The 13,817-nt window shown below is 47.9% G+C and carries 10 protein-coding genes; all 10 read left to right on the top strand.

Annotated features, from left to right (window positions below; all coding sequences use genetic code 11):
- Positions 1 to 35: 35 nt before the first annotated feature.
- Positions 36 to 1,043 (top strand): acyltransferase, encoded by a 1,008-nt coding sequence (locus tag PHQ97_08505; GenBank protein ID MDD4392769.1) that lies wholly within the window; start codon positions 36 to 38, stop codon positions 1,041 to 1,043.
- A 124-nt stretch (positions 1,044 to 1,167) separates the two neighbouring features.
- Positions 1,168 to 2,700 (top strand): oligosaccharide flippase family protein, encoded by a 1,533-nt coding sequence (locus tag PHQ97_08500; protein ID MDD4392768.1) that lies wholly within the window; start codon positions 1,168 to 1,170, stop codon positions 2,698 to 2,700.
- Positions 2,684 to 3,889 (top strand): ATP-grasp domain-containing protein, encoded by a 1,206-nt coding sequence (locus PHQ97_08495; protein MDD4392767.1) that lies wholly within the window; start codon positions 2,684 to 2,686, stop codon positions 3,887 to 3,889. The genes PHQ97_08500 and PHQ97_08495 overlap by 17 nt, the downstream gene beginning before the upstream one ends.
- Before the next feature lie 70 nt (positions 3,890 to 3,959).
- A complete protein-coding gene (locus PHQ97_08490; protein MDD4392766.1) occupies positions 3,960 to 5,027 on the top strand; it encodes a GNAT family N-acetyltransferase in 1,068 nt (355 codons plus the stop codon).
- A gap of 8 nt (positions 5,028 to 5,035) precedes the next feature.
- A complete protein-coding gene (locus PHQ97_08485) occupies positions 5,036 to 6,151 on the top strand; it encodes a hypothetical protein (protein ID MDD4392765.1) in 1,116 nt (371 codons plus the stop codon).
- A gap of 22 nt (positions 6,152 to 6,173) precedes the next feature.
- Positions 6,174 to 7,442 (top strand): O-antigen ligase family protein, encoded by a 1,269-nt coding sequence (locus tag PHQ97_08480; GenBank protein MDD4392764.1) that lies wholly within the window; start codon positions 6,174 to 6,176, stop codon positions 7,440 to 7,442.
- A 153-nt stretch (positions 7,443 to 7,595) separates the two neighbouring features.
- Positions 7,596 to 8,777, top strand: a complete 1,182-nt coding sequence (locus tag PHQ97_08475; protein ID MDD4392763.1) for a glycosyltransferase — start codon at positions 7,596 to 7,598, stop codon at positions 8,775 to 8,777.
- Positions 8,778 to 9,060: 283 nt separating this feature from the next.
- Positions 9,061 to 11,034, top strand: a complete 1,974-nt coding sequence (locus PHQ97_08470; GenBank protein ID MDD4392762.1) for a hypothetical protein — start codon at positions 9,061 to 9,063, stop codon at positions 11,032 to 11,034.
- Positions 11,035 to 11,382: 348 nt separating this feature from the next.
- Positions 11,383 to 12,612: a glycosyltransferase family 4 protein gene (locus PHQ97_08465; protein ID MDD4392761.1), complete on the top strand. Its 1,230-nt coding sequence runs from the start codon at positions 11,383 to 11,385 to the stop codon at positions 12,610 to 12,612.
- Complete coding sequence (locus PHQ97_08460) at positions 12,587 to 13,765, top strand: glycosyltransferase family 4 protein (protein MDD4392760.1); 1,179 nt, start codon at positions 12,587 to 12,589, stop codon at positions 13,763 to 13,765. The genes PHQ97_08465 and PHQ97_08460 overlap by 26 nt, the downstream gene beginning before the upstream one ends.
- The last annotated feature ends 52 nt before the right edge of the window (positions 13,766 to 13,817 follow it).

Below are 13,817 nucleotides of genomic sequence, written 5' to 3'. Positions count from 1 at the left end.
GGGGATGGTAAAATTTCAGAAAACGTAACTAAAACATGTATAAAAAGAAGCACATGCGTGGGCGGCCCCACCATATTGCTATGATCGATGTTCTCAAGGGAGCTTTGATTATCGCCGTTATTACCGGGCATATATTGCAGGGGCGATTGAGCCGGAACTTTTTCCGGTTTCTGATCTACAGCTTTCATATGCCCCTTTTTTTTGCGACCTCCGGGTACTTGCTCAGTTATTCATTGCCGGGGAGCCTTAGTGGCAAAGCTTTGATCAAAAAGTATTATGGCAGAGTGGTTCAGCCATGGCTGGTGGCGTGGGCAGCTTATTCCGTGCTGGCGGTTCATGACTCTTTAACAATTGAAACGGTTGTCGATTCCCTCATTTTTCCCTATTATCATCTATGGTATGTTCCCACACTGATTGTGTTTATAATTGTTTTGCGTTTATGCACGTCCGGTTCAGTGACGCCGGTAATTTTGCTTTCCGTCTCGGCCCTGCTCGTTATTCCGTGTGAAGTTATGCTGAGCCTGGAGGATTCAGCGGAGCTGTCCGGATTTGTTAAAGATTTCTGCAATGTCTATAAACCTCATTATTTTCTTTTTTTTCTATTGGGGTTTTTAATAACCCGGGTTTCTGATCTGAAGCGGTATACAGCCGGCTTTATTGCGGCCGGAGCAGCCGGATTGGTCTGGAGGATTATTTCGTTCTGGGAAAATCATATTTCGGTGCTGAACATCGATTTTTACGTATTGAATATTTCGCTGATCCTTGTTCTTCTTTTGAATCTTGACAGTATACGTGTGAAAAAAAATGCCATGATCAACATTATTAAATGGATCGGCAGAAATTCTCTGCCCATATATCTGTGGCATGTGATCGTGATCATGGGCTGCAAGTCTCTGGCTACCCAGCATATCGGGACGTTTCACTGGTATCTGTTTACAGTAATTTTGTCCTGCCTGTTTATCTCCTCTGTTTATGTAGCATCTAAAATCAGCTGGTTCGATTCGATCCTGTTCGGCAGATCCTGCTCAGACCGATCCAGATGACTCGATCCGGAATCTCTCCGGAACGGTTGAACCCTGCGGCTGAGACAGAAGTGTCCCTCCGCCAGTCTTGTCATTTGGTTTTTGCAATGTCGCCGGTGACAACCCATCCGGATGGGAGCTCCATTTGTCAGAGATTAAAATTCATTCCCTTAAATCCCAGGCCCTCCATCTGTTTTTCGGAAAAATCCTTGCCTATCTGATTATCAGCATATCGCCGATCATTCTGGTGCGGCTGATTTCGATGACTCAGTTCGGCGTGTATCGGCAAATATTGTTTGTCGCATCGGTCGCGCTTTCCTTGATTCGGTTGAGAGTTCCCGGAAGTCTGTACTATTTTTTTCCGAGAAAAAAAACGGATTTAAGCTGCCTGATTTCGCAGACCCTTACGCTGCTGCTCATGGCGAGCATTGGCGGAAGTATTGTCTTCGTGTTGCTTGGGTTCGGGTTTCACCTGCTTCCCAGCGGAGTTTCAACTGGTTATATTCTTCCGATCGCGATTTACCTGTGTGTTGAAACGGTCGCTCAACTCATCGATCATATTTTTATTCTGGACAAGAAACCAAAGTTCGTTCTGATCGTGACCATTGCCGATCAGGCTGTACGGCTGGTACTTTTGCTGAGCGCGGCCCTGATATTTGACAGCGTTATGGCCATGGTATGGGCCTTGATCGTTCAGAGTTTGCTGAGGCTTGCCGTCGTGCTGATATACCTGTCACGAAAATATGTCATTCGGCTGGGCCTTCCTGACATGGATCTGCTGAAGCAGCAGGTGAAATATATTGCGCCGCTGGCGGCTGCCACGATAGTCTGGACTGTCGGGGGCAAGTTTGATGCGATTATCATCAGCGGTTTCATGTCGCCGGAAGACTTCGCTATTTATTCGGTAGGCGCTCTGGGCATAATGAATGCAGTCACTTTGCTGTACATATCCTTAGGTAATGTATGCCTGCCGCGTTTCGGGGAACTGGCCATGGAGCATGATTATCAGGGCATCACACGGATATGGCACAAGATGATTATCGCAAATGCCGTGTTGACCGTTCCTGCGGCAGTGTTCTGCTGCGCTCTCGCAGAGCAGTTCATCACCATCCTTTTTACCGACCGGTATCTGGCAGCCGCAACGATCTGGCGAATTAACATGTCGGCGCTTCTTATCCAGATGCTCGGATACGGATATATCCCGACCGCTCTCGGAAAGACCGGGGCTATACTCGTGTCCAATATTGTACGGTTTGCCCTGGTGATTCCGGTTTCTATTTTCATGATATCAAAGTTCGGGCTCACGGGAGGGGCGATCAGTTTTGTCATCGGGTTTTCAACCGAAGCCGTTATCCAGATCGAGACCACCCGCAGGACGCTTCAGCTCCGTATATCGAAGATTCTGCCCTGGATGACGATTGCGCGCATTATTTTCATCAGCGGGGTGCCGCTGGTGTTCCTGCCGAACCTTCTGGAACCGGGATTCAGGCCCCTGTTGACGCTGATGATCGGCGCGTTGGCTTATTTTCCTGTTGTGGCATTGGCGCTGATTATGACCGGCACTGTGGATCTGAATGAATTCACTCCTCAGTTGAGACGGTATCGAATAATTGACATTCTCATGAACCTGAGTCCGGCAAAGCGGAAAGGAACCGTCAGCGGTGATACGTCAAACTGAGAAACAGCCCACACCTGCCGCAGTGGTATGCGTCGACGGGTTAGGCATAAACGGCCTTGGCATCGTTCGATCATTGGGAAGAAGAGGAATCCCGGTCTATGTCGTGGGTGTCAATCAGCATCTGGACCTGGCTGCATCCAGCCGGTACTGCAGGGGAAAAATCCAAATCGAAGACGTTAATGGTGATGCTCTGTACTATGCGCTGGCCATACTGGCGGATAAAATCGGGTCAAGGCCGGTTCTTTTTTTTGACAACGACAGGATGATGAATGCCCTGAGGCCTCATGCGGAAGCTGTAGAAAAAAAATTTCGGGTGACTTCTCCGTTGAGAAACGTGGGAAATCTGGCCTGCAAGCGGTTTCAAATATCCGTGGCCCGGAGTATCGGCCTTGCTGTCCCGGATACATGGTATCCCGGAACATGGGACGAACTCTATGCCATTGATTCGGACGGGCGAACGCGGTTTATCGCCAAACCCGCTTCGGAGACATATCCTTTTGATAAACCGTTCAAGGTGATGACAGGAGACAATATCCCTCAGCTGGCTGATCGACTCAAAGCCAGGGTCGGTTCTCCTGAAGGACTCATCATCCAGAAATATATTGAAGGGCCCGACTCTCAGATTTATGTTGCCCTGGGGTATAAATCGTTCAGAACTGAGTTTTGCGAGGTGATGACGGGCATCAAGACCAGTCAGAGCTGCCCGGGGGCAGGTGTCATGGCCGTTGGCCGGGCTAAGGATTCCGGTACTGTCCGGCGGATGACCCGTGATCTGATTTCAGCATTGAATTACTCCGGCATTATCGGCGTGGAATACAAATATTCAATAACCGACGGTAAATATTATTTTATTGAAATCAGCCCCCGTGCGGAGCTGTTTCACACGCTGGGAGCGAAGGCGGGCTTTGACCTGCCGTTGACGGCATACCGGGATGTTGCCGCCGTTCAACCGATGGAATCCCCCGCCATACGGCGTGATGCCGGACATTACTGGATTTGTTTCCAGTCCGATATGATTTCGCTTCTTATGTCACGCAGAAATGGAAATCACAGGCGTTTTTTTGAGCCCTATCTCGGGAAAAAGGAATGGGCAGTATATGCATCGGATGATCTGGTTCCATGGATCAGATCTGTTCAGGACTTTGCTTTTAGTTACATTTCAGCCCTGTTTTTGAAGATCTGCAAATGATCATACACTTGGTATAGCGAACGGCGTCAAGTCGTTTTTCACTATTTTTATTTCAGAAAGAGGTCAGAATATGTCGGTTACCGTTATTGAAGCTACAGCGCAGAATCAGCAGGAATGGGATACCTATTGCACCAGTCATTGTGCATTTTATGCGCAGCACTGGTTCTGGCATGATACTCTGAAAAAACTGGGTTTTACTCCGATAAGCCTGATGGCAAGGGACCGGAAGAATAACATGGCTGGTATCTTCAGAGCCGCCATATTGAAAATGCCTCTGCACCGTTATGCCATATCCACTCAGGCTGATGGTAGAATGGCCGGAGGACCTTTATGCAGTTCCGAGGAAGCCTCCACCGCGCTTCTTCGTAAATTCGACGGCATATGCCGTGAAAGCCATGTGGCCAAGGCCGTCATCATGGCGGGAGTGTTAGGCAGCAACACTCCTTTCTGGAAAGAATCCGTTGAATCCCTTGGGTTCAAGGAGCAGGACAAAGGCAAATGCAGCTTTGTCCTGGATCTCGAACAGGGCGGCAGTGAAGCTGTTTTTGCAAACATGTCCAGACGGCTCAGGAACCGTATCCGCAAGGGGGAAAAAAAAGGACTCAGGATTCGTGAGGTCCGGCGCACGGATGATGTCAAAAAGTATTTTACCCTGAAAGTGAAAACGTGGAACATGCTGGGCAATTTATGCCCGCGTTCCGGAGAGTTCGATGTGTTGAGTCACAATATCCTGACATATGGGAAAATGTATATCGCGGAAGTTGAAGACAAGCCCGTCGGTGGCGCTTACTGCTATATTGACCAAAATTGCTGGCACCTGAAAGGGGCGGTAAGACTGGAACAATATGACAACTACGAGATTAACAAGGCGGTGTTCTGGCGGTTGATAACCGATGCGGAGAAGAGCGGAGTACGCTATATTGATTTCGGTTCCACTGCCATAAATTCGACGCACTATACCTTGAAAAAGTCGTTTCAGGCCCAGCCGTTTCCACTCTTATGGTATGAGAAAACTTATCATCCCCTGAGCATTAAACTCAGAAACAGCCTGATTCATCTTTCCTTTAAATGGTACGCCCCCTTGTCGTTCAAGTATTCATATGCGCTGAATCCGTTAACCAAATGGTATGAAGAGTAGGCTTTCTAATGTTATACAACCTTAATTCGACTTTATCGAACACGATGTTTGTCATGACCGTGGATGTGGAATCGGATGATGCCTGGCGCCATCCTGACAAAATCTCGCTGAAAAACCTTTCGAATATCCCGGCATTTCAGGCATGTTGCGAGCGTTATGGAATCGTTCCGACCTACTTGGTGACGTACGAATGCGCCACTCGTGACGAGGCCGTTTCGGTCCTTAAGCCAATAGCCGATGCCGGAAAATGTGAAATCGGTCATCATCTGCACACATGGACAACGCCTCCGTTTGAAAGGGAAGATCCTTCGGGGATTGATTCCGCATGGCTTCAGGCCTACCAGTTTGAACTGCCAGACAGTTTGTTCAGCGAAAAAGCAGAATGCCTGCGTCTTGAAATAGAAAAAACATATGGAAAATCTCCCACATCACACCGGGCCGGCAGATGGGGTATCGATCAGAGGGGTGTCGATTGGCTCATTGAACATGGCTTTACAGCCGAATCGTCGGTCGTCCCTATCATGAGCTGGTCCAGCAGCATGGGAAAATCCCGCAGGGGACCCTCCTTTTACAGTTCTCCTGCTACACCTTTTGCCTGGAGGTCGCGGTCCGGTTGCAGATCAGATGAGGCTTTTCTGATGGAAATTCCACTGACGGTGTATCGCCCCGAGTCTTTTCTGCCGGGATTGTGCATGAGATATCTGAAGGCCTGTATGCCGGGAAGCGACAGGGTCGACCGGCTTTACCGGAAACTGATCAAAGGAAGCGGGATGCTTCGCCCCGACCCCCGATATGGCGATGGCGCGTTGCGAAGGATGATCGACAGCTGTATCCGGCAGAAGATGCCGGTGCTCAATTGTATGATTCACTCCTCAGAACTGGAAACCGGCAGCAGTCCATTTTCAGCCACTCAACATGATTGCGACCGCGTCTGGGAATGCCTGGAAGACGTTTTCAGATATATCGACTCCATGGGAATCACCTTCGTCCCCCTTTCGACGGCAGCCGAAATTCTTAAAGGCAAAGTTTCACTGGCAGTGCCACCGTTAAAGATGAAGGAAAAATCGGTCACCCTTTCGATAACAGCGGAAACTCTCAGAGGCAAACGAATAAATCCTGTCTGACAGACAACGGGAAATTATCTCTATGAATATTATTTCTATTTATTTTCTGCTGCTCACCTTCTGGTTGGAGCAGTCTCTGGACTTTAAACTGACACAGATTACCGGCCTGAGTCTGATGAATCTGTGCCTCTATCTGATGCTTATCGTCTGGGTGGTTTCCATGATAACCCGGCGCAAGATCATTGAGCCTAATCCGCTTTATAAATATCTGGCGCTGATGACGTTTGTGGTCGTCATTTCTATTGTGTTGAAAGAGATTCGCGGCCATGCCGGAGATATGATCCTCAGGGATGAGATGATTGCCTTGAAATCATGGTTGAACCCGCTCGTCTTGTTTGTTGTGGTATACAATATTATAGATGATGAGGTGACAAACAGCAGGGTAATCCTTGGGTTGATGGTATTGCTGGCGGTTACGGTTACCACTACTCAGCTCGTGACATACGGAATTGTGGACCCGGTTTCAGATAAGGTTTTTGAAGATGGCCGGGCGGCGGGGTTTGTCGAGCCCAATCAGTATGCATCCTACCTGGTCTTGTTTATCCCGTTGATCATCACTTATATTCTCAATCACACGGTCGTTAAGACAAGAATTGCCGCTGCCGTGCTGCTCGTGATGGTGCTGATCGATCTTATCGGCACTGGTTCGCGGGGTGGATTCATTTCCCTGCTGTTTGCGTTGGGAGTCTATTTTTTTATTCTGTACCGACAGAAAATGGTACGGTTGATCACGCTTCAGCTGATCATCGCGGCGACGCTGGCCATCGTTACCGTCTCTTTTTTCGTAACGAATGCTCAGCTGGAAGAAACCGTGCTCGATCGTCTGGACATGAGTGAATCTCAGACTCTGGATGATTATACCTTCGGTCGGATTACACTGCTGGTCAATGGCATTGAACTTTTTCTGCAAAGCCCGCTTACAGGTTACGGGCAGGACAGCTTCGGCAAGATGATGCGGAAACGCTTTGGCATATCAGGAAATTCTCACAATGATTATCTTCTGTATCTGGTGCAGTATGGGATCATCGGGTTCGGTGTGTTTATCATTCTTTACCTGAAAATATTTCAGAATGTCTGGAACCGTCTGGAGCGATCTACCGACGTCTGGAAAAAAGCGCTGTATATCAGCTATATCGCCGGGTTTTCTGGCTATGCGCTTTCGATGTTGAGCGTCAATCTGTTTACCCCAAGGTATATGTTCTGGATTTATACGGCGGTGATGTTTAAATATATCCAGCTGGATTATCAGGAAGGTGCAGTCGCCGGCCGTTCGGCAAGTAAGGTCGTTTGAATTCGTGGGTTCGATCATAGCTTCCGCAGTTGCATTTCGGAGCTATGGCCGAAGTTATGATCGAACCCGAATTCGTTTCGGCGCAGGTATGTTCTCATTTGTGGATTATTGTCTCGATATTTCATCATTGATACCCATCCTTGGAATATGAAAATGCGCACAGACAGAAAGTCTAAAATACGCCTGCTTCACCTTGTCCAGACGTTGGGCGTAGGGGGGGCGGAAATTTTGATGTGTCATCATATCCGGGCGCTCGGTTTTAAGGATTACGAACATTTTGTGTATTGTTTCGGCAATGACGGGCCAGTTCGTGAAAAAATCGAATCTATGGGAGTGCCGGTGCGCCTGGGTAAAAAAATGGCCGTCCTGAAAACCCCCTTTAAATTTGTCGTTGCGTTTCTGGCGCTGGTACAGGATATCCTTTCGGTGATTCGAAGCCGTGATATACAGTTCATCCAATCCCATCTGGGACAAGCCAACCAGATGTCCATATTTATTTCGATGATATCAGGAATTCCGGCTTTTCCAACCGTACACAGCACCATGGCATTTTTGGATACCAGGAACTTCTGGGATCCCAGAGCCCTGTTGATCAACGTCCTGAACCATGCGCTGTACCGGTTGGCTGAACATGTCATCGTGGTCTCTGAAGAAATTAAAATCATCATCCGGAAACGTTACGGGTTGGAGGATTCAAAAATACTGGTTCTGAAAAATGGTATTATCGTAGAAGATGTTCATGAGCCATCGATATCCTGGGAAAAGGTGTTCGATACCACCGAAATGGGGGTGAAGATTGTCGCTGTCGGAAGACTGGTCGTATCAAAAGGCTTTGATATATTGGTGAAGGCCGTAGCAAAACTGGCAGCGGATGGAAACTCCAGTCTGCGGGTAGTGATAGCCGGGGAGGGAGAGCAGCGGCCTGAACTGGAAAAGCTGATCAAAGACCTGAACGTTGAAAATTTCATCCGTCTGATCGGGCTCAGAAACGATGTGCAGAAACTTATGGATGTTTCGGATATTTTTGTCATGCCATCCCGATATGAAGGGCTGTCCATTGCCATGATCGAGGCAATGGCATGCGGGCTTCCGATCGTTGCTTCTGACGCGCCGGGTCTGAGAGATTTTATCACCGACTACCGCAACGGGTTGACATTCCCGGTTGATGATCATGAAGCATTGGCAGTCTGTATCAAACGTCTTTTAAATAATGCCGGTCTCAGGCGTACACTGTCGGATAATGCCAGACGGTCTTTTGATGTAGAGTATAATATGCTGAATAATATCAGAGCGCTGGATGCGGTTTACAGGAACGTTGTTGCTTCGGCGGGATGATATCCAATTACAAAACACCTTAAATGTAATTCAAGAACGTAATTTGTAATTGATGAGGGGGCCCATCCGATCGCTGGTTTTTTAGCTGAAGTTTAAAATTTTTACCAGACGCCTGATATCGGTTTGGCACTTGAAATTATACCCTCTCAGCGCATTGTGACCTTTTTTCCCGGGTTCCTGATGGGTGATAAAAATGACAGGAACAGGATAATGGCATCTCTTTTGCTTAACCTTGATTTATTTAGTATTGCTTTTTAATTAAGGTTAAGGAGAGATGTTTAAAATGTATAAAATACAAAAACATGTTATTTGTATCTTATCAATGCTGATTATTGCATTTGCGTTCAATGAAGCGGCTTTTGCGATTCCCGTATTTCCCGGCGCAGAAGGTTTTGGAACTCAGACTGTTGCCGGTCGTGGTGGCCAGGTGATCAAAGTGACAAACCTTAACTCTTCCGGGACCGGCTCTTTAAAGGCAGCGGTAGAGGCATCAGGTCCCAGGGTCGTTGTGTTTGAGGTTTCCGGTACAATTGAAGTTAATGGGTACCTTTCCATTAAAAATCCGTATATTACCATCGCCGGCCAGACGGCTCCGTCTCCGGGAATTACGCTGAAAGGGGCTACGGTAGCTGTCCGGACACATGATGTGCTGCTTCAGCACCTGAGACTGCGTTGCGGAGATCAGGGGGGAATTGACCCGATTTATCGAGATGCCCTGTCTATTGGGAATGAAGGCACACCTGTCTATAATGTAGTGGTTGACCATTGTTCATTGAGCTGGGCAATCGATGAAACCATTGAGATGTGGTACAGCGGGCAGCATGACATTACCGTCAGCAACTCTATCATCAGCGAGGCGCTGTATGATTCACTGCATCCCAAGGGAGCGCATTCTGCGGGTGTGATTGCCGGGCCGAACATCAGCAATGTTTCCATCATTAAAAATTTGTTTGCAGACAACTATTTCAGAAATCCCTATATCCGTTCCAAGAGCATCAATGTATCCAATAACTTGATATACAATGCCGGGTTGTGGGGTGCCATGATCGAGGATGTTGAAAACGCCGTCGAGGCCAGCGTTGTCGGTAATGTGGTGATTCCGGGGCCGGATTCAGGCTCGTATGTAAACTATACCCTGACTCTCTGGTCAATGGCCCATGCCGGCTCCGGATCACATGTTTATGTCTCGAACAATGAATGTGTCAACAGCGCCAGTGATCCATGGTCCTGTGTCGATGACAGGAAGGGATATCGAAGCCAGGTTGAGGTAAAAAGCGCTCCGGTATGGCCTTCCGATTATTCAACAATGGAAAGTTCTCTGGTAAAGACATATGTCCTGGATAACGCCGGCGCCCGGCCGTTCGACCGTGATTCCGTGGATACCCGGGTGGTCAAGGGGGTAGAGGATGGAACCGGACGTCGCATTGACAGCCAGTATGATGTTGGTGGATGGCCGAATCTTGCCCAAAATTATCGGGCATTGACTATCCCTGCCAATTCATCCGCAGATGATGACGGGGACGGATACACGAATCTTGAGGAATGGCTGCATGCATTTTCAGCCGGAATTGGTGATACAGCGGGCGATGATACCGAACAGGCAGCTGACGAATCGGACACCCCGGCGGTTCAGGAAACGGTTTTCAGTTCTATCGATTCGGTTACAGGCGACAGCCTGAACTGGGCTCCCCTTACATCCGGTCGATGGGCGGTAGTTTCCGATGGCGGCGATCTTTGCTATGGAATCGTGACATCAGATTACAGCAGCCTGCCGGTAAGCCGGTTAGGTGAGTACAGCTTGGTTAACAATAAAACTTACAGCGACTTTACATTTAAGGCAAAGGTCAGAAGCACGGAAGATCTGTCCGCTAATGCGTCAGCGGATTACTGCGCGGTATTCAATTTCCAGGATTTGAATAATTATTATTACGTAATGGTAAGCTCGGTATCCAGCAACAGCCAGCTGTTCAAGGTTGTCAACGGAACCCGGGAGCTGATATCCGATGCATCCAATCTTTTTGTTCCGGATAACGCGTATCATGATTTGATGGTTGAGCGGGCCGGTGACAGCATTAAGGTCTTTTTTGACAATGCTCTGGCGGTGGAGGCAACTGATTCCACCTTTGCATCCGGAAATGTCGGTATCGGAAGTTTTAATGATGCCTGCTTATGGGATGATGTTCAAATCATCGAGCAGGCTGTGGTGCCTTCGACACCGTCTATCCCGACTGGATTGAAAGTGGTGGCTGCCCCTTGATTGTTTCAGTAAACCTGTAACACTGTAATGCAGTTCTGAAATGCTTTCCGGATGAGGATACGGTTCACCGAATCCTCATCCGGAGGCATCATTCAAAGATCTCATCCGCCGAAAAACCCGCTCCCCGATTTTCGGTCACCGCCTGGTTCCCTACCCCCCCCGAGCGGGTAATCCCGGTCGGTTCAACCCTGCGTAGTTGCTTCCTGAATATATCTTTACGGGTGTGCTTCACCTGACCGATCGTTACATCTTTCAAGTCTGACCTAACCGCCCGCAGTATCCGTCCATTAAGGGCGGCTATATTCATTGACCTTCTGAAAAATCATCCATCACATCCAGGGGGGAACGTTGACAGCTCAACAGCCCATAAACGTGATATTTGTCGTGAACAATTTGAAACAGCGGGGGGCGGAGCAGCAGTTGTTTAATTTTGTCACTTCAATTCCACCTCATGTAAAAATAGATATTTTCAGATTTTCCAACGGAGATGACGAGTTCCCCGAAATGTTTTCCGATAAAAGGATCAGGATATATTCCAGTAGTCGTAACGGGACCTATAATCCGTTACGATGGCAGTCGCTTTCCAGTTGTCTGAACGTCCGTAAATATGATGCAATGGTTACCGTCGGCCTGGGCGCTGCACTGCTTTTCGGGAGGGTCTGTGCCTTTTTAAACGGGATTAACGCGGTATACAGCTGCCTGAACACCTTTGAGAATTTTAATACGTTCCGGGGAAGGGATGGACAATATTTCGATATCCTGAACCAGACCGTGAATCATTGCCTTACGAAAATTCCGGGGAAGAGAATATTCAGATTCCTGCCGAATTCGGATCGTCTGGCCCGGAAAATCCGATCGGTCTCGAAAGGATACCCGACCCATACATTATATAATGGACTCAAACCCGGGGAGTTTGAAGCGGTAGCGGACTACAGGCCCGATGAGAGAATTCAAGCCATTCTTGCCCGTTTTAAAGGATTCCCGTCAGTCGTTCAGGTCGGAACCCTTGATGACAATAAGAACCAGCTGTTTACCCTCAGGTGTATTGAAGAGATCCGCCGGTATGTGCCCGAGGTTCGGTTGCTGTTGCTCGGAGATGGTATGAACCGGCAGCGCATAAGAGACCGGATTTCATGCGGCGGACTGGATCGGCAGGTTATCATGACCGGTCAGTTAAGCCGGATGGATTGTCTTTACCTGATGAGCCAGGCGAACCTGCTGGTGCTGACATCGCAAAGTGAATCATTTCCCAATGTTCTGCTGGAAGGCCAGGCACTGTCATTGCCAGTGGTTACGTTTGATGCCGGAGCGTCATCGGAAATTGTCGAACACGGGGTTACAGGATACGTTGTGCCTCCGGCGGATGAGAATGGTTTCAAAGATGCAGTCATACGCCTGCTGACAGACCCGACAACTGCCGTGAGTATGGGGCACAACGGGAAAAGCCGGGTATTGGAGGCTTTCAACATGGATAACAAGGTAAAGCGGTTTTTGGCATTGATTGAAAAGGACTTGCGGCACGTCGACATTTTATCGGGTAAGGTATTGATCAATGAACATATTGTTTCTGAACCATAATATCAAAGGCGTTGGTACATATATCAGATGTTTCAATTTCGCAAAACATCTGGTTCGGTTTGGGCATAGCGTGGTTATTTTGACCTCAGCGCCATCCTATATCCTGACCCCGAAAAGAGAAATGCACGAGGGCGTTGAAGTCGTGTGCATGCCGGATGTGTTCGGGAGGCGATTGAGAAACGGCGGTCTGGGAATTATTGATACGGCATTGAGATGCCTGTATATTCAGAGAAGACACTTCGATATCGTTGAAAATTTTGATCACAGACCCGCTGTGCTGTATCCTGCCTTGATGAGCAGGTATCTGCAAAAAACGCATCTCGTGTCTGAATGGACAGATCTTCATGGTACGGGTGGATCACTTGAAAATCGGCCTGAATGTCTTCAGAAACTCATCAGGCCCTATGAAGATTTTACCGAAAAAACCAGCAAAAAAATCGCGAAAAAACTGATCGTCATATCTCGCGGTTTGAGAAATATGGCTTTGAAACTGGGGGTGCCGGAATCCAGGATCGTCAGGATTCCCGGGGGCGCAGATGTGGAAAACATATTGCCCGGTTCGAGGATTGAAATAAGGAAACGTCTGGGACTGCCTGTAGATAAAAAAATTATTGCATATACTGCCGGTACTCATTACGATATAGAATTGTTGATAAAGACGGTTAATATTATACAGAAGAAAAGAAAAGACGTGGTACTGGTCACAACCGGCGCCAGCCTGGTTAAAAAATACAGAAGAAAGCTGTTTGATACGGAAAGAATAATTGAACTGGGCTTTCTTCCATATGACAGGTACACGGATTTTCTACCCAGTGCCGATGTGTTTATATTCCCTTATGTAAACAGTACATTAAATATCGGAAGATGGCCCAATAAAATTGGAGATTACATGGCGGCTGGCCGTCCGGTAGTGTCAAATCCTACAGGCGATATAACCGAATTGTTTGAAAAACATGAGATAGGATTATTAGCCTCTGAAGATCCGAATGATTTTGCGGATAAAACTCTCACCCTGCTGGATGACAGCCAGTTGAACGCCAGAATGGGGCTGAACGCGAGAAAAATTGCTGAACAGCAGTATGACTGGAAAATTCTGTCAGGAAGACTTGAAGATTGCTTCAGGGAAATCATGCTGGACGATCCGACGAGGTAGTTGTAACGTCTGGAATCCGTTAAGCGTTGTAGCGTTAACGATTGAAAAGATT

This window comes from Desulfobacterales bacterium (genome assembly GCA_028704555.1).
Taxonomy (GTDB): domain Bacteria; phylum Desulfobacterota; class Desulfobacteria; order Desulfobacterales; family JAQWFD01; genus JAQWFD01.
This window is presented reverse-complemented; position numbering and strand designations above follow the sequence as displayed.

Bases quoted from the DNA above. Each gene is read 5' to 3' on its own strand.
- PHQ97_08505 (MDD4392769.1), top strand. From the start codon at position 36: ATGTATAAAAAGAAGCACATGCGTGGGCGGCCCCACCATATTGCTATG.
- PHQ97_08485 (MDD4392765.1), top strand. From the start codon at position 5,036: ATGTTATACAACCTTAATTCGACTTTATCGAACACGATGTTTGTCATG.
- PHQ97_08470 (MDD4392762.1), top strand. From the start codon at position 9,061: ATGTATAAAATACAAAAACATGTTATTTGTATCTTATCAATGCTGATT.
- PHQ97_08460 (MDD4392760.1), top strand. From the start codon at position 12,587: ATGAACATATTGTTTCTGAACCATAATATCAAAGGCGTTGGTACATAT.
- PHQ97_08480 (MDD4392764.1), top strand. From the start codon at position 6,174: ATGAATATTATTTCTATTTATTTTCTGCTGCTCACCTTCTGGTTGGAG.
- PHQ97_08490 (MDD4392766.1), top strand. From the start codon at position 3,960: ATGTCGGTTACCGTTATTGAAGCTACAGCGCAGAATCAGCAGGAATGG.
- PHQ97_08475 (MDD4392763.1), top strand. From the start codon at position 7,596: ATGCGCACAGACAGAAAGTCTAAAATACGCCTGCTTCACCTTGTCCAG.